Source organism: Lysinibacillus sp. FSL K6-3209 (assembly GCF_037976175.1).
GTDB classification, from domain to species: domain Bacteria; phylum Bacillota; class Bacilli; order Bacillales_A; family Planococcaceae; genus Lysinibacillus; species Lysinibacillus sphaericus_D.
Window position 1 is genome coordinate 1,848,790 of sequence record NZ_CP150264.1, and the last position, 24,326, is coordinate 1,873,115.

Genomic DNA, 24,326 nt, shown 5'->3' on the forward strand with positions numbered 1-24,326 from the left:
CCGATAGCAATACAGTATAATAGGCAAAGAGGAAGGACTGAGAATGAATATGAATGATTTAAAAAACAAGGTACGTGGTATCTATGAGCAATTTGATGCGAGTCATGATTTTCAACATATTGAGCGCGTTTATGAAAATGCGGTAGCGATTTTACATACAGAACCAGATGCAGATGCAGAGGTTGTGAAAATGGCGGTGCTTTTGCATGATGTGAGTGATAAAAAGTATACAGATAGCAAAGAACAAGAAGAACAACTTATTAATGAATTGCCGATTAGTGATGCGAAAAAACAACATATTCGTGATTGCATCGCACAAGTGTCGTTTAATGGGGGCAATGAACTGAAAGCCACTTCACTGGAAGCGAAAATTGTGCGTGATGCTGATCGTTTGGATGCGATTGGCGCAATCGGCATTGCACGGACATTTGCTTATGGTGGTGCCAAAGGTCGTAAACTATACGATGATACTGAAGAAGCGCGTACAACAATGACCGAGGAAGATTATCGAAGTAAAAATACATCTTCTGTAACCCATTTTTATGAGAAGCTTTTATTATTGAAAGATTTAATGACGACTGATAAAGGCAAGCAAATGGCAAATGAACGCCATCAATTTATGGTCAGCTTTTTACAGCAATTACAGAATGAAAGAGATGGAAAAGCATAATGAGTCATTTAATCATACAAAATTTAACGAAGACAGTGGGCGATAAAACGCTCTTTCAAAATATCGAATTTACAATTTATGAAGGGGAGCGTGCGGGTCTCATCGGCATTAATGGTACAGGGAAATCTACGTTGCTGTCCATTTTAGCTGGTCAAATCGAAGCGGATGCAATTGCCATTGATCGTCCGAATAAATATCGTATAGCGTATTTACCCCAAGAACCAACATTTAATAGTGGTGAAACGGTACTACAAGCCGTGTTTGCAGGCGATTCGCCCGTTTTACAACTGAACCGACAATATGAAGAAACTGTGGCAGCGCTCGCGATGAACCCAACGTCAGAAAGCTTACAAAAAACATTGTTTAGCTTACAGCAACGTATGGATGAGGAGCAAGCTTGGGATGTCAATGCCCTTGCGAAAACCGCGCTGACAAAGCTTGGCATTGAAATGTTTGATAAAGAAGTGTTAACTCTTTCAGGTGGTCAACAAAAACGTGTCGCTTTAGCAAAAGTGTTAATTGAGCCGGCAGATCTTTATTTATTGGACGAGCCGACCAACCATTTAGATGTACAGTCCACAGAATGGTTGCAGGAAATGGTATTGCGCTTAAAAGGTGCTGTTATTTTCATTACCCATGATCGTTATTTTTTAGATGAATTATCAACCCATATATATGAAATTGCCGACCAAACGCTATATCGACATACAGGCAATTACGGGGATTTTTTAGAGGCTCGTGCGATTCGTGAGGAAATGGCCGCGGCTTCAGCCCAAAAAGATCGCAATCGTTATCGTTCGGAGTTAAAATGGATTCGTCGCGGTGCAAAGGCGCGCTCCACAAAGCAAAAAGCTCGTATTCAGCGTTTCGAACAATTGGAAGACAACTTAGAACGCAAGTCAGATGATGTGTCACTGGAATTGGGCTTAGCGACAACACGCCTTGGACGCAAAGTATTAGAGGCTGAAAATATATCAAAGGCTTTTGGTGCACAAAAAATCGTTGAGCATTTTACGTTTTTACTGCAACAAGGCGATCGTATTGGTATTATCGGTGCCAATGGCGTTGGTAAATCCACTTTACTTAATATGCTAGCTGGCGAACTTTCACCAGATAAGGGAGAAATACATGTCGGTTCTACCGTCAAACTTGCCCATTTTAAACAAACGTTACCGAAAATGAATGAAAATGAGCGCATGATTGAATATATTCGTGAAGCGTCAAATGACATTACCGATGCAGAAGGTGTACGCTATTCCGCTGCCCAAATGTTGGAGCGTTTTTTATTCCCACTACATGCACACGGTACACCAATCGGTAAATTATCCGGTGGAGAACGGAAGCGCCTGCACTTATTAAGACTTTTAATGGAACAACCAAATGTCCTGTTATTGGATGAGCCGACAAATGATTTAGATATTGAAACGCTAGGAGTATTAGAAGACTTTATCGAACATTTCCCAGGCGTTGTCATCACCATTTCCCACGATCGCTTCTTCCTTGATCGTATAGCTAAAAAGCTATGGATATTAGACGGGCAAGGACATGTCGATGAGTCGCTTGATATTTATAGCGATTATTTACAAAAGCGTGAGCAGGAAACAGCTGTCAAGGTAGAGGCACCAAAAGTGGAGAAACAAAAGGTTGATAAACCAAAATCTGACAAGAAAAAACTGTCGTTTAAAGAACAAAAAGAATGGGAAACCATTGCAGATGAGATCGAAAAAACAGAGACAGCGATTATGGAAACCGAGGCAGGGATTGCAAACGCTGGCGCTGATTTTACTAAATTGCAGGAGTTAACGGCAAAATTAGATGAGCTAAATGCACATTATGAGCATCTCATTGAAAGATGGTCGTACTTAGATGAAATCGTAAACGGATAAGGAGTGTATTACATGAAAATACTTACTATTGAACCGACACCAAGTCCTAATTCAATGAAGATTATCGTCGATACGGAGTTACCGTTTGGCAAAAGCTTTAACTTTACAAAGGACAACAAAGACGAAGCGACAGGAGAAGCGGCAGCTATTTTAGCCATAGAAGGGGTTAAAGGCGTCTATCATGTAGCGGACTTCTTTGCGGTCGAACGTAATGCAAAGTACGGCTGGGAAAGTATTTTATCGAGCATTCGACAAGTATTGGGGGAAGATGTAGCGGAAGCTAGCGACATCCAAATTGCCAATGAATTTTACGGTGAAGTTTATGTCCATGTCCAATTCTATAAGCAAGTGCCGTTACAAGTAAAAGTATTTGACAATCAGCGAGAATATCGTGTGAGCTGTGGTGATCGTTTTGTCGATGCATTTAATAACATTATTGCTACAGATGTCGATGAAAACTACATCTTCCAACGTAAATGGATTGACTATGGCGTTCGATATGGTGAACTTGAGGAAATTGCGGAAGCGGTCAAACAGGAAATCGATGTGACCTATTCTGCACAACGTTTAGCTGATATTGTTGCAACGGCGAATGATACAGAAAAGACCAATCAAAAACCAGCTAAGCTAAAAATAACGGTGGAACAGTTCCAACAGCCTGAATGGGAAAAACGTTTCCAATTACTTGATCAAATGGCAGATCCCGAGCTGGATGATTTACCACTTTTAGATTTAGCGTTGCAAGATGAGCAAATGTCCATCCGTCGTTTGGCAACGGTCTACTTAGGCATGATTGAAGATGTAGCAGTAGTACCATACTTGGAAAAAGCATTGCGTGATAAAAGTGCTGCGGTGCGCCGTACAGCAGGAGACTGTATGAGTGACCTAGGCTTTGTGGAGTTTGAAGAGGCAATGCAACAAGCATTACAAGATAAAAATAAACTTGTCCGCTGGCGCGCAGCAATGTACCTATATGAAGTAGGAACAGAGCAATCTTTACAAGCGTTAAAGGCAGTCGAAGATGATAAAGAATTTGAAGTCAAACTTCAAGTGAAGATGGCGATTGCACGTATTGAGCAAGGGGAAGAAGCAAAAGGCTCAGTGTGGAAGCAAATGACCGAATCACGTCAACAATAATTGCATAAAAGTTATTGAGGCTGGGACATAACTAAAAAAATTTAAAGAACAGAGGAAAGGTGTTCATAAATTTTTGCTATATGGAGAACTTATCTTTTCTTGCTTTTGCAATAAATAAAAAATTAGAAGTGTTCACTAGTTGTTGGTAGCGGAAGCGGTGACTCCTGCTCAGAAGAGCACACAATGTAAGACGTAACAGACCGCGCGTTAGCGAGGGTTGCGGCTTACGGTGTGCCCGCGGAAAGCACCGCCGTAGCGGACAACAACGGCGTAGCAAAAAAGTGTTAGATTGACTGCCATCAATCTAACACCTTTTCTCTTTTGTCCCAACCTCTGTATTTTTCGCTGCTAGAATCAAGAGAATCGCCAATAAATTCTCCAGTATCGCTATCAGGCATGGAAAAGTAATTTAAGTAGTAGGTGAAGCCGCTTTTTCAAATGCTTTCTTAAAGGCATACATATAATTTGCAATTGCTCGTTGACTAATTTCTACTTGTGGGACCATGTGTTCAAAGCCATGGAAGCATCCAGGGTATAGATGAAATTCGGTCGGTACGCCCGCTTTCGTAAGCCTCGCAACATATTCAATAGTTTCATCACGGAATGGATCCAAATCGCCGATAAATGTATACGTAGGAGGAAGATTAGCATAATCGTCTGCATGCAGAGGAGCTGCATAAATAGGCGCTTCACTAGCGTAATGAGGCCCTAAATACATTTCCCATGCACGCTGATTTTGCGGACCATTCCATACTCTAGCATCAGTAATTTCATCATTTGACGGTAAAATACAACGATTATCAATCATCGGATAAAGTGGCATTTGAAAAGCAATTTTCGGCCCTTTTCGATCCCGTGCCAACAAGGAAACCGCGGCAGTTAATCCACCTCCAGCACTTGCACCATGGACAGCAAGCCGTGTTAAATCAATCCCTAGTTCAGAAGCATTTGCCGCTAGCCATTCAAGGGCTGTATAGCAATCTTCTACGCCAGCAGGGTAAGGATGTTCAGGTGCTAAGCGATAGCCAACTGAAACGACAACACAATCTAAGTGAGCAACAAGCATCTGACAACTTGCATCAAACATCTCGATTGAGCCAATGATAAATCCCCCACCATGAATATATAAAATAGCAGGTACAGCGCCATATGTTTCAACTGGTTCATAAATGCGAATACGAACGTCTGGGGCCCGTTAGGACTAGCAATAAAGCGCTCTGAAATCTTAACATTCTCCATTTTCACTTCGTCACCGCTAAGCATTTCATTCATCGCACCACGCGACTGTGCAATATTCTCTCTTGTTAAATGCAAATCTTCCATAGCTGAAAAGAACGTTTTTAATTCAGGGTGTACTCGGTTTTCCACTTGTATGCCCTCCTTATAGTGAAACGATATTTTAATTGTGATTAAAATATCACAATTAAAATATAGTACAATGAGTAAGAGAAGTCAAATGAAAAAATAGAGTATTTTGAAAATTGGGGGAATGACAATGCAGTTACTTATCCAATCGGGTGATCTTGGGCCAAAATGGTTCCATGTCGCATTGCGAGCAATTGTCCTAATGGCGGAATCGAAGGAACTACTAAAAAGTAATGTGATTGCAGAGACACTAGGGGAAGATGCTACATTCATTAGAAAAATGCTCGCAAAACTCGCAGAACAAGATTATGTACAGGCGCATAGTGGTCGCTATGGGGGCTACTGTCTCAATAAGACACCAGCGCAAATTACGATGCAAGATATTTATAAAGTGTTAGGAAATGACAATGAAACACCCTATTGGTCGGTGCCATCTACCGGTTCAGAACGTTTTATCTCCATGGTTATTGCAAAAGCCGAAAAAACGTTTCAATCGGTACTGGCAGACTATACAATTCAAGATATTTTGGAGAATAGAAGTCAATAGGTGGTAGGGAGTAAAATGCTTAGATTTTGTACTTATTTTAAAAATGGAGGTGCATCTATCTGTGCATAGAGAAATCGACTATCAATGGCGTATTACTAAGTATAATCCTGTTTATCGAAATGCTGAAGGACATTATTTGAGAGATGAGTGGACAAGTTCTTCAGATATCGGGAAATCTTTTCTTGTAGAAATATTAACGTTAGACGACTATTTACAGGTCGAGAAAGCATATGTGGATACGGTGATGAAATTTCTTGCGGTCTATCAAATAAAGAGTGTCCGACTAATCCATCTTGAGACATATGGTCTGTCTGACGTGGATAAAAGTTCTCCTTTATATGATGCTGCGTTTGATACGATGCCGTTGGCAGAAGATATGCTAGTAACCATTGCTCAAATTCCTATCGTCTGTAAAATGGTGTTGCGAGAGTTTATTCATTGCCAATTGATTACCGAGGATTTCTTTGTCCAGTTCGGTTATGACTACTATATGTTTATTGGAGCTAACAGCATACAACAGGAAGCACTTCAATTTGCGAGCGAGCAATGTCTTTTTGTAGAGCAAATGATGTCTCCCTATTATCTTTCTGAAAAGAATGTTATACGAGAAGTGTCATGGAGTTTTCCAGGAGAGGCAATAATCGAAGATAGTGAATTATTGACCGATATTACTTTAGAGGAGTTGCAAACTATTTTCCAATTATCTTCTATTCATCCAGTTACAGGTTCATACAAAATTACAGAGGACAATGCGAAGTTTTTCCAAAAGAAAATCAAGCATAAGATGGACTTCACTAAGTATGAGTACTATTTATTAGCTGGGAGTTAAGTAAATAGAGGTGTTCAAAACCGATATTAATATATGTATACAAACACTCGCCTAAAATGTTGCTTTTAAAGCGTTTTGGGCGAGTGTAAGTTATTAGAAACCACTGTTTATTCGGTAAGGAGCTAATATACTAACATTTATAGTTATTTGAAACATAGTAGTTTGTGTTTCCCAGATATTCTAAATATTGAAGAGATAATAATGAGAGGTGATAAAATGCAGTTAAATAACTTTATGCGCGAACATTACCATAATTTACAACTTAGACTACCTTTATTTTATAGTTGGGATATAGGGATTCGTTTTGAACTTGGTGTTAATTGGAAAAGTGAATATGATTATCCAAATAACCCTTATGTGTTAGGGTGTTATAACAGAGCAATTACTTTGTTTGAAGCCATACATACTCTAAATGATGAGATTTTTGTAGTGATGGATATTCATGATGTGAAAAATAATAGAAACTTAAAACGTAAATTAAAAAATTTTCCACGTTATGTGAACAAATCTTTATTATTGAAATTAAAGCATGAAGCGTTACCGTATATATTCCCTGAAGATAATGAAGATGGGAAATTAATAACGCATCGATTTACTTTACAATGTAAAACTTCCGATTTGAACTATATGCCACTGTTAAAAGCCATTTGCAATCAAGACTTAGGATTGAAACCGCGTATTTCCCATAGTGTTTACTTCATTAATATTAATAGAAAGACCATTTTTCAAGTCTATGATGACAGAGGTTGTGATTTGTTGGCAACTTCTCCCGCTGCAATAAAAGATATTTACAAGAAGCATAATGACTGGATTTTAGACTATGACAGAGCGGAAATTGATAAGGTTTTTAACAGAACATAGTTAATGTCTGCCTTTATGAAAAAAAATGTGCCTTCTGTAAGCGAAAGAAATCGACTATTGGAGCTAATAGCATCCACCTTAATTACCGAAGATATTGCGCACTAGTATCAAAAGCTCACGATGGATTTTATTAAGTATGCGTAAAAGCTGAAGATTAAAATACATAAGCACTCGCTCAAAACGTAACTTTTATGGCGTTTTGGGCGAGTGCTTTCTATTGGGAAAAAGCGGTAAAAAAAGTTCGTGTGATTCTATGAATGATTATCATTTTGTCCAATATATTAGTAAATATACAATATGAAAATATAAATTGTAAATATTTTCTAATATAAAGGAGGCTTCATATATGCTTGAACCAACGATCAAGACAACGGCAACGTATCAACGAGATCGGGAAACGGTTATTGCCTTAACACAAAAGCTCGTGCGGATTGAAAGTGTCTACCGCGAAAATGACCCGCATGGCAATGAACAGGAAGTAGCCAATTACGTGGCGCAATATTTGCGGGCTAGCGGTATTGAAACGTTTGTGGAAGAAGTTGTGCCTGGTAGACCGAATGTTATTGGCATTATTGATTCGGGGAAGCCAGGGAAAACGCTACTTTTTGAAGGACATACAGATGTTGTAACCGAAGGCAATCGTGAAGCATGGACATATGAGCCATTCGGTGCGGAAATTATTGATGGACGTATGTATGGACGCGGGACGAATGATACAAAAGGCAATCTCGCTTGTATGATAACAGCTTGTCAGTCATTGCTACTAGATGGCGAGGAATTTACGGGCAAAATTATTTTATGTATCCCCTGTGATGAAGAAGGGCTCATGTTAGGCATAAAACATTTTATTCGCAATGGCTGGGCGGATGGCGTAGATGGTGCCATTATTTGTGAGCCACAAGAAAATAATGTTTGCATTGCACAACGAGGTGCTATTCGCTTACAGGTCGATATTTTCGGCAAAATGGCACATGGCGCGATTTCTTGGAGTGGCATTAATCCGAATTGGCGGATGGCACGCTTGATTGTGGAGCTTGAAAAGTTAGAGAAAGAAGAGCAAGCGCGTTTAGGACGTGATCCAATGCTTAACTGGTCATCCATTACACCAACGATTTTACGTGCACCAGTAAAAGGGGATGCGCAAATTAATGTAATCCCTGATCATTGTATGACGACGCTAGATATTCGCACCGTTCCAGCCCAGGATCATGATGAATTATTAGGCAAAATCGATGCCATTATTCAACGACTCCAAGCAGATGACCCAGACTTTAAAGTAGAGCTTACGGTGCTGGATAATCGCCCAGCAACCGCTACTACAAAAGAACAGCCAGTTGTCCAAGCTATTTACGAAGCGGTCGCAGAGGTGACGCAAAAAGAGCCGATTTATAACGGAGTGCCAGGTGCTACGGATGGAACCTTCCTCCATGTACATGGTATACCAATCGTCACTGTTGGGGCGGGTGACCGTGAACTACCGCATCAAATTGATGAATATGTCGATATTGAAGAGCTTGCTGAAACGACGGCTATTTATCGTTTAGCAGCATTAAAGTTTTTAGCAGGTGATGCATAATGGTCAAAATCGCAGTTATTCCTGGAGACGGTATTGGTAAGGAAGTGATGGCAGAAGCATTAAAAGTGCTTGCACAACTGCGCCAAGATGACCCATCTTTAGACATTGAAACGACCATTTTTCCGTGGAGCTCGGATTATTATGTGCAGCATGGTTGTATGATGCCAAAAGATGCGCTCACTACATTAAGAAACTATGATGCGATATTATTCGGTGCGATTGGTGATGCGCGTGTGCCAGATGATGTTACGATATGGGAATTTATCATGCCGATTCGTAAACAATTCCAGCAATATGTCAATTTTAGACCAGTCAAATCACTACAGGGCATTGCTTCACCATTGGCGAATAGCAAAGATATCGATATGGTTATTTTCCGTGAAAATACAGAAGGGGAATATTCGAATAGTGGTGGACATATTTATCACAACCAGCCACAGGAAATGGCGATTCAAAATACGATAATGACACGGCTCGGTGTTGAAAAAATTGTACAAGCCGCGTGTGATTATGCTAATCAAAATGGCAAGTCGAAAATTACCAGTGCAACGAAGTCAAATGCCATTCTCTATTCTATGAAATTTTGGGATGAGATGACGAAAGATGTTGTGGCACAAGCTTCGCCACCTTTAACGTTGGAATCTCTCTATATCGATGCATTAGTCGCTTATTTTGTAGAGCGGCCGCAAGATTTTGAAGTAGTAGTGGCATCGAATTTATTCGGCGATATATTATCGGATTTAGGGTCGGCACTTGTTGGGGGGCTAGGATTATCTCCTTCGGCAAATTTAAATCCTGAAAAAGCGTTTCCATCAATGTTTGAACCAGTGCACGGTTCTGCACCCAATATTGCAGGGAAAGGGATTGCCAATCCGATTGCGCAAATTTGGTCACTTGCGTTATTGCTTGGGCATATTGGAAGACCTGATTTAGAAAAGCGAATCGTTGCGGCAATTGAAGCAGTGTTAATCGAGGGAGCCGTGCGAACAGCAGATATTGGCGGACAGGCAACAACTACACAGATGGGGGATGCTATTTGTCAGGCGCTTGAAAACATTAAACAAACAGCAAGGGGTGTGTAAGATGGCAGTTACACAGCAAGTAATCATTGTAACAGGTGCTGGGGGAGGAATGGGGAAGGCGATCATAGAAGACCAACTTGACCGAGGACATATTGTCATAGGTCTTGATTTATCGGTTACTTCACTCGCTCATCTAGCGCAACAATCTTTGCAAACATATGAAGTCAATGTTTTGCAAGAAGATAGCATACAAGCCATTGTCCATGAAGTTTACGTCAAGTATGGACGAATTGATGGCTTGGTCAATGCATTAGGCATTGCACAGGCTGCGACACCGATTGAGCAAGTTACAATGGATGACTGGAATCGACTAATGGACGTAAATGTGAAAAGTCTGTTTATTACAACAAAGGCCATTGTGCCGTATATGAAGAAGCGGAAAAAAGGTTCGATTGTGACCATTGCATCGATTTCTGCGGTGCGTCCTCGTCCCGGTTTGCAGGCGTATATTGCTTCTAAAGGAGCGGCGGAAAGCTTTTCACGTGGGCTGGCAATTGAGCTTGCCTCCCATCAAATCCGGGTTAATACCATTCATCCAGGACCAGCAGACACGCAAATGCTAGCACAGTTTACTGCACATGGTGCCGATGCGGAACATGCAAAGCACAATGTTTTTATACAATCAGTGCCACTTGGACGTTTAGTCGCTCCATCTGATATTGCAGGTGCCGTAAGTTACCTACTATCAGATGCAGCTTGTATGGTAACAGGGACAACGTTACATGTAGACGGAGGCCGTGGCTTATAGGAGGAGTACGATGCAAATTATACCGATGCTAATAAATGGAAAGTGGGTACAAGGAGACGGTCAGGCGTTTATAGATGTTGTGAATCCTTCTACTGGTGAAGTACTTGCGCAACTAACAAATGCTAGTAAGGCACAGGTAAACGAGGCGGTACAAGCAGCGCGTATTGCTTTTGAAAGTGAAGAGTGGCGCCAAGTGAAAGCTTTTGAGCGTGGTCAATTATTACTCGAACTAGCACAGTATATTCGCATGCATGCTGAAGAATGGAGTTTGCTAGAATGTCGGGATGTTGGAAAGCCCTTAACACAAGCACGTGCCGATGTTGAAGCAGCAGCACGTTACTTTGAGTTTTACGGTGGGGCTGCCGATAAACTGATGGGAGACACGATCCCTATCGAAGACGGTATATTAAATGCTGTCGTGCTAGAGCCTGTAGGGATTACCGTCCATATTGTACCGTGGAATTATCCTTTACAAATTACGGCAAGAAGCGTTGCCGCAGCAATTGCAACAGGAAATGCAGTCATTGTCAAAAGTGCGGAAGATACCCCATTGACAACGCATGCAATGACACAATGGTTTGCCCGAAAATTCCCAAAAGGGATTTTCCAACATATTACGGGATTAGGTCGTGAGGTAGGTCCACTGTTAACGAGGCATCCTGATATTAATCATATTACATTTACTGGTTCTGTTGCTACGGGTATAGAAGTGATGAAAGCAGCAGCCCAAAACATCGTACCTGTCACATTAGAACTCGGTGGAAAGTCCCCGAATATTGTGTTTGCGGATGCACCAATGGAACAGGCATTAGAAGGCGTAGTCCGTGCCATTATTCAAAATGCGGGGCAAACATGCTCTGCTGGTGCGCGCTTACTAATTGAAGAAGATGCAAAAGCGTTGTTTATCAAGCGGTTAGTTGACAGGTTTCAAACTTTAAAGATTGGCCCGGGGGAAGCGGATGTCGATATGGGCCCATTATTAAATGAACGGCAATATGTAAAGATTTCTGCACTGTTGCAACAAGCAAAAGAGGATGGTTATGTGATCACAGGTGGTGACACGCTAACAATTAAAGGCTATGAAAAAGGTTACTATATCCAACCAACGATTCTCGATGGCGTAGATGCCGACGCTGAACTGGCGCAGGAGGAAATTTTCGGACCGGTGTTAACTATATTGACGTTTTCAACAGTGGAGGAAGCAATTGCCTTAGCCAATGGTACGGATTATGGATTAGTAGCTGGTGTTTGGTCTAAAGATTTAGATACTGCTCATTATGTCGCTAGCCGAGTGAAGGCAGGACAAGTATTTGTCAATAATTATGGCGCAGCAGGTGGGATTCAAATGCCGTTTGGTGGTTATAAAAAGAGCGGAATTGGTCGTGAAAAAGGCTTTGTGGCACTAAGAAATTATACCCAAATGAAAAATATTGCGATACGCTATGCAACACCTGAGCGTACGTGAACAGGGGGGGAGCAAGTGGAACAAGCACAAGACAAGCAAGTGTTATTGGAAGTAAAGCAATTACACGTCCAATTTCATTTAAAAAATGGGAAAAAGGCAAAAGTAGTCGATGATGTTAGCTTTGTTATTTATAAAGGTGAAACGGTAGCCCTTGTAGGAGAATCAGGCAGTGGCAAGAGTATGACATCGCTGTCAATCATGCGCTTGCTTCCGATGCCTCCTGGAGAAATATCCGCCGGTTCCATTACATTAAACAATAAAAATCTACTCGCTATGAATAATAAAGAAATGAGTAAGATTCGAGGCAATGAAGTGAGCATGATTTTTCAAGAACCGATGACATCTCTTGACCCCGTTTTTACCATTGGCAATCAAATGATGGAAGCGATTCGTAGGCATCAAAAAATATCTGCAAAACAAGCGAAAGAAAAGTCACTACAACTATTAAAAGAAGTGGGTATCGGCAATGCAGAAAAGGTTCTCACTGAATACCCGCATCAGTTATCCGGTGGCATGCGACAACGTGTGATGATTGCTATTGCAATGTCCAATAACCCCCAACTATTAATTGCAGATGAGCCGACAACGGCATTGGATGTTACGGTGCAAGCACAAATTTTAACGTTAATGATGAAGCTGAAAAAAGAACAGCAATCAGCCATTTTGTTTATTACACATGATATGAGTGTTGTTGCTGAAACCGCAGATCGCGTCATGGTAATGTATGCTGGGCAAATTGTGGAGGAAGCGCCTGTTCGTGCGTTATTTCTCGAACCTAAACATCCCTATACAATTGCCTTATTAAAAACGATGCCTACCTTAGAAACCGATATAAAAAGATTACCATCTATCTCAGGCACTGTACCACCCGCCTATGCATTACCAGATGGCTGTCGTTTTGCACCACGTTGTCCTTTTGTGATGGAGCATTGCCGTCGTGTTTTACCAGAAGTTACGTTGTTGGAGCATCAACATCATGTAAGGTGTCATTTATACACGGAGGAAGGGGCGTTGGTAAATGACGGACAAAGAAGTATTACTTGAAATTCATCATTTAAAAGCTTATTTTCCTGTGAAACGTAAGTCTATGAAAGAAGCAAAAAAAGTCGTTAAGGCTGTTGATGATATTTCAATTGACATCTTCCGTGGGGAGACACTTGGTATTGTTGGGGAATCAGGGTCTGGAAAGTCAACATTTGGGCGCGCGATTTTAAAGCTTGTTGAACCGACAGCTGGAGAAATTTTGTATAAAGGCCAAGCCATTCATCATTTGAAGGGGCGCGAATTGCAAAAATATCGCAACCAAATGCAAATGATTTTTCAAGATCCCTTTGCATCATTAAATCCACGCATGCGTATAGGCGCCATTATTGAGGAACCAATGGCTTTACAATTGCCATTAACGAAAGAGCAGCGTAAAAAACGGGTCAGAGAACTATTACAAAAGGTTGGTTTACCGGAAGATGCTATGCACAAATTTCCCCATGAATTTTCAGGTGGGCAAAGACAACGAATAGGCATTGCCAGAGCACTTGCCATCAATCCGGAGTTTATCATAGCAGATGAGCCAGTTTCTGCTTTAGATGTGTCCATACAATCCCAAGTATTAAACTTGATGATGGATTTACAGGATGAATTTCAATTAACATATTTATTTATTTCCCATGATTTAAGTGTTGTCAAACATATTAGCGATCGTGTTGCAGTGCTGTATTTAGGAAGGATTGTGGAAGTAGGCACAAAAAAAGAATTGTATGCACATCCACTTCATCCATATACACAAGCGTTACTTTCTGCGATTCCTGTTGTGAATTTTGATGAACCGAAGCAATTAGTCCCATTACAGGGGGAGCTACCAAGCCCGATGAATCCACCGATTGGTTGCGTGTTCCATACACGCTGTCCGTTTGTCATGGAGCAATGTCGGCTAGCGCGGCCTCCATTGCAACAAAAAAATGAGCATCAGCAAGTAGCGTGCTTTTTATATGAAAAATAATCAGAATATTCAATTTTTAAAAAGGAGGTGGGTTAATGTTTGGCAATATTACCGATGTACCAGGCGTAAAAGTAGGGCATGCGGAAGATAGAGAAGGCATCACGGGATGCTCCGTTATTTTAGTGGAAGACGGTGCTGTTTGTGGTGTCGATGTGCGAGGCTCTGCACCGGGCACGCGTGAAACAGATGCATTGGATCCTATTAATGAAATTCAACAAGTGCATGGCATTTGTCTAGCGGGTGGCAGTGCATTTGGTTTGGATGCCGCAACAGGTGTTATGCATTACTTAGAGGAACAAGGTGTAGGGGTAGATGCGGGTGTTACCAAAATACCAATTGTACCTAGTGCAGTATTATTTGATTTATTTATTGGTGACGCACATATAAGACCATCAACTCAGATGGGTTATGAAGCAGCGAAAAATGCCAAGATTGGTGCTTTTGTAAATGGCAATATAGGCGCAGGCTATGGTGCAACAGTTGGCAAATTAGCAGGTCCACAATTTTGTATGAAAGGTGGTTTAGGCAGTAGTTCGCTTGTAGGGAAGGATGGGCTTATCGTAGGGGCTATGGTAGCGGTCAATGCAGTAGGCGATGTAAAGGATCCTACTACTCGAACAACGATTGCTGGGGCGCGTAACCGAGCAACAGGGCAATGGCTGGATAGTTGTTCCTATTTAGAAGAGCATGGTCAATCGCAGGCACTCGCTGGTACCAATACGACCATTGGCGTTGTTGCGATGAATGCAAAGTTAACAAAGGCAGAGGCGAAAAAAATCGCCCAACTAGCACAAAATGCCTTAGCACGTACGATTTATCCTGTCCATACAATGCTAGACGGCGATACGATTTTTGTTTTAGGCACAGGACAGCAAACCTATCCAGTGGACTATATTGGACATTTAGCAACAAAGGTCGTGGAGGAAGCGATTATTGCTGGTGTTAAAGGTGCTACTCAATTAGAGGATGTAGCAAGTTATACAAGTATACAACAACAGAATAAAGGGGGAGAAATACTTTGAAGCAGAGTAGAAATTGGGTTTTCCTAATGTTGTTACTGCTTTTAGGGGTGATGATTAGCGCATGTTCAAATGATAATGACAATAAAGATACAAATAAAGTACCTACAAATGCGCAAGTAACAACAGATACACCGCAAGAAATTGTAGTCCGCATTAATGACGACCCGGATTTTTTAGATCCTCATAAAGCAACAGCATCAATTTCCTATCAGATGATTCTTAATATTTTTGAAGGATTGATGGCACCCGAAACAGATGGCTCCTTAAAAGAAGGGCTTGCGGAAAGCTATGAAATTTCACAGGATGGTTTAACTTATACGTTTAAAATTCGTTCAGATGTGAAATTTCATAATGGCGAGGATTTAACAATAGAAGATATTCAATATTCGTTTGATCGCTTAATGGGCAAAAATGGTGGCGAAAAAATGTCGAATAACTTTGATAATGTAGCATCTACCGAAGCCCCAGATACGACGACTTTTGTCATTAAGTTAAAAGAACCGAATTCTAATTTCCTCTATTCCCTGACTGCTCGCCAAGCAGCCATTATACCGAAAAGTAATGATGGCAAGCACAATGAAAACCCAATAGGGACTGGTCCTTTTGCATATGTGAAATATGCCCCAGGCTCAAATTTAGTGTTGAAAAAGAATGAAAGCTATTGGAAAGAAGGCTTGCCTTACTTAGATAAAGTAACTTTTGCGTTCCAATCCGATGATCAAGCAGCCATTATGAGCTTAATGGCAAATGAAGTAGATTTAACAAGTGTCCCTTGGCAACGCGTAAATGAGGTGGAAAATAGCCATCATTTATCGCATCAAAACAATAACTCTTCTTTAATTGTCACGTTTAATGAAACGAAAGCACCGTTTGATAATATCAAAGTGCGTCAGGCCATGAACTATGCCATCAGTAAAGCGGATATTATTGATTCTGTATTTGCGGGTTATGCTGTACCACTTGGCTCGAACATGAGTCCAGCAATGGGAGACTATCAAAAAAAGGGGTTAGAAGATAAGTACAAGCTTGATGTGGCAAAGGCCAAGGCATTATTAGCTGAAGCAGGTTACCCAGACGGCTTTAAAACCAAAATTACTGTATCTTCTCATAACGATATTTATTCCAATATAGCGCAAATTGTTGCCGCTAACCTTAAAGAAATTGGTGTAGATGTAGAGATTGAAGTGGTGGAGTGGGGGATTTGGCTTGATCGTGTGTACTTTGGTCGCGACTATACTATGACGACGATTGATTTAACAGGTCGTGCCTCTGCCTATGAAATTCTAAATGACTATATTTCTACCAATGAGAGTGAAAACTTCTTCTTATTTAAGAATGAGGAATACGACAACATCATGGCTGACGTTTTAAAGGAAACAGACACGGCAAAGCAAATTGCTTATTACCAACGTGCACAAGAAATTTTAGCGGAGCAGGCAGTGTCGGTTTATGTAGCGGATTACCAAATCGTCTGGGGTTCTGACAAGCAAGTGACAGGGCTGAAGAGTTATCCATTCTGGTTCCATGATATGTCCGAGGTAAAATTCTCAAACTAGAAAGAGATGATTGCAAATGATGTATATGATACGTCGATTCATCCTGTTAATGACAACGATTCTTCTAGTGTCGATGATTACATTTGGTGTTTTTCAAATTTTGCCTGGGGATCCTGTTCGAACAATGTTAGGAACAGAAGCAGATCCTACACAAATTGAAAACTTGCGGTCTGAGCTTGGTTTGAACCGCCCCCTTTATGAACAATACACTGATTGGATAAAGGGGTTATTGACTGGCGAATTAGGCCATTCCATTCGTTTCTCCATGCCTGTAAAAGACTTATTATTGGATAGACTGCCTGTTACGATGTCGTTAGCTGTCCTAACATTAACCATTGTATTAATGGTTTCCTTGCCACTTGGGATGTTTGCAGCGAGACGCCAAAATAAGCTGAGCGATGTATCCTTATCGACATTGACACAAATTGGGATGGCAGTGCCTTCATTTTGGCTCGGGATGATGCTAATTTTATATGTGGGCATGCAGTTTAGTTTTTTTAAAATTAGTGGCTATATTCCGTGGTCACAAAGTGTTGCCGGGGCGTTAAGTACGCTTATTCTGCCGGCGTTAACTATCGCTATACCTCAAATTGCCGTCAACTTCCGTTACGTGCGAACGGCCATTTTAGAACAAATTCAACTTGATTATGTACGGACAATTCGCAGTAAGGGGATGTCGGAACGGAATGTGATGTATAAGCATGTGTTAAAAAATGCCATGATTCCGATTTTGACAGTTTTTGGTTTGGTAATGGCAGAAGTTGTGGCAGGAACGATTATTGTAGAGCAGGTATTTTCCTTGCCAGGTGTTGGACAGCTATTGATTACAGCGATTAGTAATCGCGATTTCCCACTAGTGCAAGGCATCGTGATGTATATTACGGTAGCCGTTGTTGTTATTAATTTTATCGTCGATATTTTATATTCTGTGTTAGATCAAAGAATCCGATTACGATGAGAGGTGGATGCAATGGACATTGTGAAACGATATATGAAAAATATAAATTTACTCATTGGTCTACTCGTCATCGTCGGGTTTTTACTTGTTATGATTACTAGCTTCTTTTATACGCCGTATGATGTGAATACGATGAATATTCCCGAAAAATTACACAGCCCAAGTAGTAAGTTTCTATTTGGTACAGATGAATTTGGACGTGATATTTTTAGTCGGATGATGAAGGGGACACAAACAGCCTTTGCGGTAGGTTTATTAACGGTCATTATCGGTACATCATTTGGTATTTTAATCGGTGGACTAGCAGGTTTTCTAGGTGGCTGGGTCGATGAACTGTTTATGCGCTTAATGGATGCGCTAATGGCGTTTCCAGGCATAATTTTAGCGTTAATGCTAGTAGCTGTTTTCGGGCCAGGCGTAGTCAATACCGCAATTGCCCTTGGTGTGATTGCCATACCTGCCATTGCTCGAATTGCACGCAGTGGCTTTGTCCAACATCGGGATGCCGAATACGTACTAGCCGCTAAATTAATTGGAGTCAAACCTTATAACATTATGTTTCGTCATATTTTACCTAATATATCATCCCAAATTATTGTGGCAGCAACGGTTACTTTTGCGACGGCCATGCTTGCGGAAGCAGCACTAAGTTATCTAGGGCTTGGCGTTCAACCACCAAATCCTAGTTGGGGGCGTATGTTAAAAGATTCGCAAGCGTATTTAGTAAAAGCTTCGTGGTATACATTTGCGCCAGGCGGAGCGATTACTTTATTAGTGCTAGGGTTGTATATGTTGAGCAATGCATTGAGGGATTATATGGACCCCCGCTCAAAATCATAGTTTTAGTGATTGGCAATGGTATATAAAACGTTCTATACTATAGTAATTATATGCTCATAACTGAGGAGGACTATATTAATGAACGCAACCATTATTACAACAGACAGCGATTTGCAAACGGCTTTAGCTATTCGCAAAGCTGTATTTATAGAGGAGCAACAAATTCCAGCATCCGAAGAATATGATGAATTTGATACACTTGCTGCGTCTTGTGAACATATTCTTGTGTATATCAATAAACAACCCGTTGGTACAGCTCGATTACGTGTAGTAGACGGCTATGGCAAACTGGAACGAATTTGTATTTTACAGCCATTTCGTAAATGCGGGCTCGGAAAAGTGATCATTGAAAAGCTTGAGTCGTTAGCGCAGGAGAAGAAAGGTTTAACGCAATCAAAACTTAGTGCACAAGTATATGCAGAGGGCTTTTATGAAAAGTTTGGCTATCGTCGCACAGGAGAGGAATATTTGGACGCAGGCATCCCACATGTTTTAATGAAAAAGCAATTTAACAAAGCTTAACTTGTAGTAGATTAAATATCCGCGAATTGAATGCATTTACCCGCGGAAGTGGAGAGTTTACCCGCGAAATGAGAGCATTTACCCGCGAAAAACATAGGAATACCCGCGAATCGAGATCCATTACCCGCGATGTACTAGAATGAAAAGGTCTTCTCAAATGAATTTTTATGAGAAGACTTTTCTAATTGTTAAAAATCAGTGGTTGGATGCCATACACCTTGTTCATTTTTAATCATTTTCATTTTGAAAGGTACATTTGTAAACGGGATAAAGAATTGAATGGTTCCTTGCGATTCACTAAGTTGTTCAAATTCTGCTTCCTCAATACCATTATAATTATAAGCGCTTATAAGCATTTGAATTTCCCTTGTGAAATAATATTCTTTTATATTTTGTTTGTCTAAATACTTTTCAATTTCGGAACGTGTATGTTTCGCTAATAATGAATAATGTGTTAAATAATCGCCTTGTGCTTCTGAAAATGCATACATTTTCGCAACAGTTAGTGGTTTAACACCTTTAAGGATATTTAAATCATAATTTTCTTTAAACGCATTATAAAGTGATTGTTCTTCGGTGGTTAACGTAAAGGTTGGCTCAAGTTTTTTTACTCCGACAATTTTACCGATGAATGTATCATTCTTTACTACTCCAACTGTCCCACCTTTTTTATTCATATAAACGGCATACTCATTTTCGTGCAATGGTACAAGGTTTACATCAATCGTTTGCATTTTAGCATCGCCCATATGGAAGCGACTGTTATAATAATATTTATAAATTTCCTGCTGTTCAGGTTGAGGAAATTGCACAGGAGCCACTGCCCCCGGCAAAGCAAGGAACTTGCCATTTAACGATACTTGTCCATTCGATGATTGTACGTGATCGCCTTCAATACCAAATACCGGAGAAACTACGATATCGTAACGATCATAGTATGCAATATAATCACCTACTTCAATTTCTCCTTGTGGATCAATCACCATGGGTAGATTTGATAATGCCCACTGTTTCCCCATAACATAAGAGATAGTTGGGTTAATGACTTTTAAGTTTTTCGATTCGATAATCGGTAGTATAGTTTCATTTTTTTGCAGTAGTGAAACAAGGTCATCAGGGTCTGTAGGTAATGTCGAAACGGTTTTAGACGCAGTTGCCTCATGCGGTGTAAATTGTAACTTCAAAACGAAGCCTACAATCAAAACAAATGTCAGCGCTATTAAGGGTACTTGCCAATGCTGGTTTGGAGTGCGTATTTTTACAGGTCGCTTAGGTGTAAGCATACGTTGTTTCATGTCCTCCGTAAATGGAACGTCTGCACGAAGTTCTCGCTTTAGTTGCTCCTTTAAATTATTCATGGATAAACACCTCCGGCTGTGCTGATAATTTTGATTTTAGTAATTCTTTTCCTCTACGTAATCTTGTGCGCACAGTATTTTGAGAAATATTTAGCAAGTCTGCAATTTCTGATGCCTTAAATTCTTCATAATAGAACAAAATAATAGCTTCTCGATAGTGAATTGGTAAACTCATTACTTCTTCCTTTAAAGATAGAAATTGTTGTTGTTGCATGACTTCCTGTTCAGCAGATTTTTCGTTCGACCAAAAAGGAGTTAAAAATTGCAGCACGTTTCTGCGCTTTATTTTACGCAGTTCATCGTGACATCGATTAATTAAAATTCTGGTTAAATAGGTTTTCAGTGTTGCGTCCTTGCGAAAAGCATCACCCTTTGTGACAAAGGTCAAAAAAACATCTTGCGTAATTTCTTCTGCGAGTTGCTGATCCTTTACATATAAATAGCTCAGATGGAAAAGGTATTCACCATATTCCTCCACTAGCTGTTCCATAAAACTACCACCTTACATGTCTTTTAACTCTTAGACGTAAAAATTCAAGAAAATTGTTCAAAATAATGAAAATAGTTACAAGTCTTCTATATGATTATTACAAAAATAGGGAGGGGGGCTATGGATAATGTATTACCTATAAAACAAACTCCATTTTGAGTATGTCAAAATGGAGTCTTTAATTTAAAACGAAATAGGGACTTCCTGTAATGTTGGGTAAGATGTGATGGCACCATGTTTTGTTGTGGATATAGCAGCATAACGGTTGGCAAAGGTAAGAAGGGGCGTAGCAAATGTTTCGCAAAAGGCTGCGAGCGACTCCACTGTAATGTTTTTCTGCAACAACATACTTAAAATCGCACCGATAAAGGCATCACCTGCACCTGTTGTATCAAGCGCTTGTACAACTTCAGCAGCAACTTTTACATGCTGTTGCTTCGTGTAAAGACTAGCTCCTTGTGCACCATGCGTGACGAAAATGACTTGAACCTTGTCTTGAAATAATGACTGCACGGCTTGCTGCTCATCGTCTATATGCGTTAAAAACGATAGTTCATCATCGGAAAGCTTTACGATATGCGCACGCGGAATAAAGTTTAAAATCGTTTTCCGACATGCTTCAGCGTCATGCCAAAGGGGGAGGCGTACGTTCGGGTCAAAAGAGACAAGACTCCCCATCGCATGAGCTTGCTCAATAATCGCCTTATGTGTTTGCTTCATTGGACTATCTACTAAGTTCACCGAACAAAAGTGGAGAAGATCATGAGCTGTTAGTAAGTTAGTCGGCAATTGTTGTGAGCTGTATAACAAATCAGCCGCATTTTTTCGATAAAATAAAAAGTCACGTTCACCATCCGCTGTCAAGGATACAAAGGCAAGGCTTGTTTCACCATCCGCTGTTTGTGCGATATACTGCGTATCTACGCCAGCTTGTTTCACGGTAGCAATTAAAAAGTCCCCAAATGCATCTTGCCCAACTTGTGTTAGTAGGGCAGCAGATTGGCCTAATTTTGCGCAGACTGCTGCTACATTCGCCGGTGCACCACCCGCATTTTTCGTAAACTGTTCGACCGATAAAAGCGAGCCACTTTGTCCAGCGGGCGTAAAGTCAATTAAGAGTTCACCAATTGCATACAATTTTCGCATACAATACCTCCTTGTCCAATCAAATCTTCATTCCTGCAAAGGAGCTTTTTGCTTTGGAATATAAATAGTATAAAAAATCCCAGAAAAAATGAGTAAGATACCAAGCGTTTGAATAGCGCTAGGCATGAAATCAAGCAGTAACATATCTAATAAGATAGCGACAACGGGATCTACAAATACTAAAACAGACACTAGTATAGTAGATAGGCTACGAATACTATCAAAAAATAAATAATAAACAAATCCAGTATGAATAAAGCCTGTCCCTAAAATATAAAGCCAATTCGTTGTTGTCAATCCTTCAAATAATGAAAAATCTACAAACGGTACTAGCATCACAATACCAACAGCCGTTTGTATAAACGTTAAGGCATAGGCGCTTAAATTTTTTATCGTTCTGCTCGTTAACATCGTAAATGCATAAAATAAAGCGGAGAGCAATGCCCACACAAAACCGGACTGCATAAATTCAGATAATGAAATAAAATTTTGTAATCCAATAATAAAAATACTGCCGATAAAACAAGTTACCGTTGCGACAAGGGCTTGTATAGTCATTTTTTCTTTAAGCAATAACGCCCCTAAAATAAGCACAAAAATAGGTGCTAAATTATAGATTGAAATGGCGATTGAAATCGACATCTCCTCAAAAGCTTTAAATAAAAACACCCAGTTTAAGACGATAAAGACTCCACAAAGAAGGGTGCGCAATAGTTCCTTTTTGTTCCAGACCTCTGTTTTATGCCCGCCCGTAATTAGCCATAAGGCGCCAAGAAAGAGTGTTGCACAAACACAACGGATAAAGACTAGCTCTGTAGCGGGTACGCCAGTATGGATCGTAAAAAAGCCGATGGAGCCAAAAATGGCCATAGACACTGTAAGTTTTATGATTGCTGAGACATTCATAACAAACCTGCTTTCTAGTAGTAATGAAATGGCTACTAATTTTTAGCTATCACTATAATGGAGAAACCGACAGCGTTGTCTACTGTCGGCTCTTGTTCATTAGAAAACGATTACTCACGGATTTGCCCATTTCCATGGATGAAATACTTTGTAGATGTTAATGCTGGTAAGCCCATTGGTCCACGGGCATGTAATTTTTGTGTACTAATCCCGATTTCAGCGCCATAGCCAAATTCAAAGCCATCTGTAAAGCGAGTAGAAGCGTTATGATAAACCGCCGCCGCGTCTACACTATTTAAAAATGTATCTGCCACAAGCTGATCTTCAGTAACAATGGCCTCCGAGTGGTTTGTACCATATTGATTAATGTGCTCGATAGCCTCATAAACGTTTTCGACAATTTTGACGCTAATCTTTAAATCTAGGTATTCTGTTGCAAAGTCTTCCTCTGTAGCGGGCTGCGCAAAATCCACCGCTTGGCAAACTGTCGCATCACCTACAATTGTCACGCCTGCTTCATGCAGTGCGTTTAGCAACTGTGTACCGTGTTCACTAAACCACTCCGGATGAATTAGTAAGCTTTCTGCTGCATTACAAACAGAAGGACGTTGTGTTTTTGCATTTCGACAAATGTTTTCTGCTTTTATGTAATCGGCTGTTTGGTCCACATAAATATGGCAATTGCCTGCTCCTGTTTCAAGCACAGGCACAGAAGCTTCACGAACAACTAAATCAATCAGAGCTTTACCACCGCGTGGAATTAGTACATCAAGAAATTCTTTTAAATGGAATAATTCCTTTGCTGTGTCACGACTTGTATCTTCGATTAATTGCACTGCATCGACTGGGATAGACGTTTTTTCAAGTGCTCGGTGGATACTTGAAACAAGGGCAATATTTGAAAATTTGGCTGAGGAACTACCTCGTAATAGTACAGCATTACCCGTTTTCAATGATAATGTAGCTGCATCGACCGTAACATTTGGTCTAGCCTCATAGATTATGCCAATCACCCCAATTGGCACCATCCGCTTCTCAATAAGTAAGCCATTATCCTTTTCAATATGCTCAAGCGTAGTTCCAACTGGATCATTTAATTTCACTAATAAATGAATGGCATCTGCCATTGCTGTAATACGTTCCTTGTTTAACATAATGCGATCAAGTGTTGAAGTAGGCATGCCTTTGTCTTTACCATTTGCTAAATCCTTTAAATTTTCAGAAATTATCATATCTTGATCGATTAGTAATTGTTCCGCAATTTTCGTTAAGGCATCATTTTTTTCGCATGTTGTTTTAATATTTAAAACATAGCTTGCTGCCTTTGCTCGTTTTCCTTTTTGATATACTTCACTTGTCATTTGAT

At 40.4% G+C, this 24,326-nt stretch carries 24 protein-coding genes; 17 read left to right on the forward strand and 7 right to left on the reverse strand.

Translation table 11 applies throughout. The features are described 5' to 3' along the window. The first annotated feature begins 49 nt into the window (after positions 1-49). From MHH88_RS08795 to MHH88_RS08805, 3 genes are read left to right on the forward strand one after another with little or no spacing between them, the layout of a single operon-like run. Positions 50-670, forward strand: coding sequence for an HD domain-containing protein (locus MHH88_RS08795; RefSeq protein WP_024363477.1), 621 nt, complete (start codon positions 50-52; stop codon positions 668-670). Then, positions 670-2,556, forward strand: a complete 1,887-nt coding sequence (locus MHH88_RS08800) for an ABC-F family ATP-binding cassette domain-containing protein (RefSeq protein ID WP_339262479.1) — start codon at positions 670-672, stop codon at positions 2,554-2,556. Before MHH88_RS08795 ends, MHH88_RS08800 begins: the two co-directional genes overlap by 1 nt. A 12-nt stretch (positions 2,557-2,568) precedes the next feature. Further along, positions 2,569-3,693 carry a virulence factor gene (locus tag MHH88_RS08805; protein ID WP_339262481.1) on the forward strand — a complete coding sequence of 375 codons (1,125 nt, stop codon included), beginning with the start codon at positions 2,569-2,571 and terminating at the stop codon, positions 3,691-3,693. 409 nt (positions 3,694-4,102) lie between these two features. Here the strand turns inward: MHH88_RS08805 and MHH88_RS08810 are convergent, their stop codons facing one another. Beyond that, entirely contained in the window at positions 4,103-4,825 is a 723-nt protein-coding gene (locus MHH88_RS08810) for an alpha/beta hydrolase (RefSeq protein ID WP_339263022.1), read from the reverse strand. Then, entirely contained in the window at positions 4,741-5,061 is a 321-nt protein-coding gene (locus MHH88_RS08815) for a hypothetical protein (protein WP_339262482.1), read from the reverse strand. Before MHH88_RS08815 ends, MHH88_RS08810 begins: the two co-directional genes overlap by 85 nt. 127 nt (positions 5,062-5,188) lie before the next feature. Here MHH88_RS08815 and MHH88_RS08820 point away from each other — a divergent pair, with 127 nt between their 5' ends. From MHH88_RS08820 to MHH88_RS08885, 14 genes are all read left to right on the forward strand, one after another. Next, positions 5,189-5,605, forward strand: coding sequence for an Rrf2 family transcriptional regulator (locus MHH88_RS08820; RefSeq protein WP_069511398.1), 417 nt, complete (start codon positions 5,189-5,191; stop codon positions 5,603-5,605). 61 nt (positions 5,606-5,666) lie between these two features. Further along, the gene (locus MHH88_RS08825) at positions 5,667-6,434 is read left to right on the forward strand and encodes a hypothetical protein (protein WP_339262484.1); all 768 of its coding nucleotides are present in this window, start codon (positions 5,667-5,669) and stop codon (positions 6,432-6,434) included. 216 nt (positions 6,435-6,650) lie between these two features. Continuing rightward, positions 6,651-7,295 (forward strand): DUF3885 domain-containing protein, encoded by a 645-nt coding sequence (locus MHH88_RS08830; protein WP_339263024.1) that lies wholly within the window; start codon positions 6,651-6,653, stop codon positions 7,293-7,295. 346 nt (positions 7,296-7,641) lie between these two features. Then, a complete protein-coding gene (locus tag MHH88_RS08835; protein ID WP_339262486.1) occupies positions 7,642-8,871 on the forward strand; it encodes a M20 family metallopeptidase in 1,230 nt (409 codons plus the stop codon). Then, on the forward strand, positions 8,871-9,953 hold the full coding sequence (locus MHH88_RS08840; protein WP_339262487.1) for a tartrate dehydrogenase: 1,083 nt from the start codon (positions 8,871-8,873) through the stop codon (positions 9,951-9,953). Before MHH88_RS08835 ends, MHH88_RS08840 begins: the two co-directional genes overlap by 1 nt. Before the next feature lies 1 nt (position 9,954). Continuing rightward, the gene (locus tag MHH88_RS08845) at positions 9,955-10,701 is read left to right on the forward strand and encodes a glucose 1-dehydrogenase (RefSeq protein ID WP_339262488.1); all 747 of its coding nucleotides are present in this window, start codon (positions 9,955-9,957) and stop codon (positions 10,699-10,701) included. A 10-nt stretch (positions 10,702-10,711) separates the two neighbouring features. After that, complete coding sequence (locus MHH88_RS08850) at positions 10,712-12,166, forward strand: aldehyde dehydrogenase family protein (protein WP_339262490.1); 1,455 nt, start codon at positions 10,712-10,714, stop codon at positions 12,164-12,166. A gap of 15 nt (positions 12,167-12,181) precedes the next feature. Beyond that, entirely contained in the window at positions 12,182-13,210 is a 1,029-nt protein-coding gene (locus MHH88_RS08855; RefSeq protein WP_339262491.1) for an ABC transporter ATP-binding protein, read from the forward strand. Beyond that, a complete protein-coding gene (locus tag MHH88_RS08860) occupies positions 13,185-14,162 on the forward strand; it encodes a dipeptide ABC transporter ATP-binding protein (RefSeq protein WP_339262492.1) in 978 nt (325 codons plus the stop codon). The genes MHH88_RS08855 and MHH88_RS08860 overlap by 26 nt, the downstream gene beginning before the upstream one ends. A 35-nt stretch (positions 14,163-14,197) precedes the next feature. Further along, complete coding sequence (locus MHH88_RS08865) at positions 14,198-15,184, forward strand: P1 family peptidase (protein ID WP_339262493.1); 987 nt, start codon at positions 14,198-14,200, stop codon at positions 15,182-15,184. A gap of 26 nt (positions 15,185-15,210) precedes the next feature. Further along, complete coding sequence (locus tag MHH88_RS08870) at positions 15,211-16,740, forward strand: ABC transporter substrate-binding protein (RefSeq protein ID WP_339263026.1); 1,530 nt, start codon at positions 15,211-15,213, stop codon at positions 16,738-16,740. Between the two features lie 16 nt (positions 16,741-16,756). After that, complete coding sequence (locus tag MHH88_RS08875) at positions 16,757-17,698, forward strand: ABC transporter permease (protein WP_339262495.1); 942 nt, start codon at positions 16,757-16,759, stop codon at positions 17,696-17,698. 12 nt (positions 17,699-17,710) lie between these two features. Next, a complete protein-coding gene (locus MHH88_RS08880; RefSeq protein WP_339262497.1) occupies positions 17,711-18,538 on the forward strand; it encodes an ABC transporter permease in 828 nt (275 codons plus the stop codon). Between the two features lie 78 nt (positions 18,539-18,616). Beyond that, on the forward strand, positions 18,617-19,060 hold the full coding sequence (locus tag MHH88_RS08885) for a GNAT family N-acetyltransferase (protein WP_339262499.1): 444 nt from the start codon (positions 18,617-18,619) through the stop codon (positions 19,058-19,060). 188 nt (positions 19,061-19,248) lie between these two features. On the opposite strand, the gene MHH88_RS08890 is transcribed toward MHH88_RS08885, so the two are convergent. The 5 genes from MHH88_RS08890 to MHH88_RS08910 all read right to left on the reverse strand — a co-directional run bounded on the left by MHH88_RS08890 (position 19,249) and on the right by MHH88_RS08910 (position 24,321). Continuing rightward, a complete protein-coding gene (locus MHH88_RS08890) occupies positions 19,249-20,418 on the reverse strand; it encodes a hypothetical protein (RefSeq protein WP_339262500.1) in 1,170 nt (389 codons plus the stop codon). After that, the gene (locus MHH88_RS08895; protein WP_229389400.1) at positions 20,411-20,908 is read right to left on the reverse strand and encodes a sigma-70 family RNA polymerase sigma factor; all 498 of its coding nucleotides are present in this window, start codon (positions 20,906-20,908) and stop codon (positions 20,411-20,413) included. The genes MHH88_RS08890 and MHH88_RS08895 overlap by 8 nt, the downstream gene beginning before the upstream one ends. Positions 20,909-21,091: 183 nt before the next feature. After that, a complete protein-coding gene (locus MHH88_RS08900) occupies positions 21,092-22,054 on the reverse strand; it encodes a carbohydrate kinase (RefSeq protein WP_339262501.1) in 963 nt (320 codons plus the stop codon). A 27-nt stretch (positions 22,055-22,081) separates the two neighbouring features. Then, positions 22,082-22,960, reverse strand: coding sequence for a DMT family transporter (locus MHH88_RS08905; RefSeq protein ID WP_339262502.1), 879 nt, complete (start codon positions 22,958-22,960; stop codon positions 22,082-22,084). A gap of 110 nt (positions 22,961-23,070) precedes the next feature. Next, positions 23,071-24,321, reverse strand: coding sequence for a glutamate-5-semialdehyde dehydrogenase (locus MHH88_RS08910; protein ID WP_339262503.1), 1,251 nt, complete (start codon positions 24,319-24,321; stop codon positions 23,071-23,073). Positions 24,322-24,326 lie beyond the last annotated feature (5 nt).

What these genes read in the sequence shown, in the direction of transcription:
- MHH88_RS08795 (WP_024363477.1), top strand. Translation starts at nt 50, where the DNA reads ATGAATGATTTAAAAAACAAGGTACGTGGTATCTATGAGCAATTTGAT.
- MHH88_RS08800 (WP_339262479.1), top strand. Translation starts at nt 670, where the DNA reads ATGAGTCATTTAATCATACAAAATTTAACGAAGACAGTGGGCGATAAA.
- MHH88_RS08805 (WP_339262481.1), top strand. Translation starts at nt 2,569, where the DNA reads ATGAAAATACTTACTATTGAACCGACACCAAGTCCTAATTCAATGAAG.
- MHH88_RS08820 (WP_069511398.1), top strand. Translation starts at nt 5,189, where the DNA reads ATGCAGTTACTTATCCAATCGGGTGATCTTGGGCCAAAATGGTTCCAT.
- MHH88_RS08830 (WP_339263024.1), top strand. Translation starts at nt 6,651, where the DNA reads ATGCAGTTAAATAACTTTATGCGCGAACATTACCATAATTTACAACTT.
- MHH88_RS08835 (WP_339262486.1), top strand. Translation starts at nt 7,642, where the DNA reads ATGCTTGAACCAACGATCAAGACAACGGCAACGTATCAACGAGATCGG.
- MHH88_RS08840 (WP_339262487.1), top strand. Translation starts at nt 8,871, where the DNA reads ATGGTCAAAATCGCAGTTATTCCTGGAGACGGTATTGGTAAGGAAGTG.
- MHH88_RS08845 (WP_339262488.1), top strand. Translation starts at nt 9,955, where the DNA reads ATGGCAGTTACACAGCAAGTAATCATTGTAACAGGTGCTGGGGGAGGA.
- MHH88_RS08850 (WP_339262490.1), top strand. Translation starts at nt 10,712, where the DNA reads ATGCAAATTATACCGATGCTAATAAATGGAAAGTGGGTACAAGGAGAC.
- MHH88_RS08860 (WP_339262492.1), top strand. Translation starts at nt 13,185, where the DNA reads ATGACGGACAAAGAAGTATTACTTGAAATTCATCATTTAAAAGCTTAT.
- MHH88_RS08865 (WP_339262493.1), top strand. Translation starts at nt 14,198, where the DNA reads ATGTTTGGCAATATTACCGATGTACCAGGCGTAAAAGTAGGGCATGCG.
- MHH88_RS08870 (WP_339263026.1), top strand. Translation starts at nt 15,211, where the DNA reads ATGTTGTTACTGCTTTTAGGGGTGATGATTAGCGCATGTTCAAATGAT.
- MHH88_RS08875 (WP_339262495.1), top strand. Translation starts at nt 16,757, where the DNA reads ATGATGTATATGATACGTCGATTCATCCTGTTAATGACAACGATTCTT.
- MHH88_RS08880 (WP_339262497.1), top strand. Translation starts at nt 17,711, where the DNA reads ATGGACATTGTGAAACGATATATGAAAAATATAAATTTACTCATTGGT.
- MHH88_RS08885 (WP_339262499.1), top strand. Translation starts at nt 18,617, where the DNA reads ATGAACGCAACCATTATTACAACAGACAGCGATTTGCAAACGGCTTTA.
- MHH88_RS08890 (WP_339262500.1), bottom strand. Translation starts at nt 20,418, where the DNA reads ATGAATAATTTAAAGGAGCAACTAAAGCGAGAACTTCGTGCAGACGTT.
- MHH88_RS08895 (WP_229389400.1), bottom strand. Translation starts at nt 20,908, where the DNA reads ATGGAACAGCTAGTGGAGGAATATGGTGAATACCTTTTCCATCTGAGC.
- MHH88_RS08900 (WP_339262501.1), bottom strand. Translation starts at nt 22,054, where the DNA reads ATGCGAAAATTGTATGCAATTGGTGAACTCTTAATTGACTTTACGCCC.
- MHH88_RS08905 (WP_339262502.1), bottom strand. Translation starts at nt 22,960, where the DNA reads ATGAATGTCTCAGCAATCATAAAACTTACAGTGTCTATGGCCATTTTT.
- MHH88_RS08910 (WP_339262503.1), bottom strand. Translation starts at nt 24,321, where the DNA reads ATGACAAGTGAAGTATATCAAAAAGGAAAACGAGCAAAGGCAGCAAGC.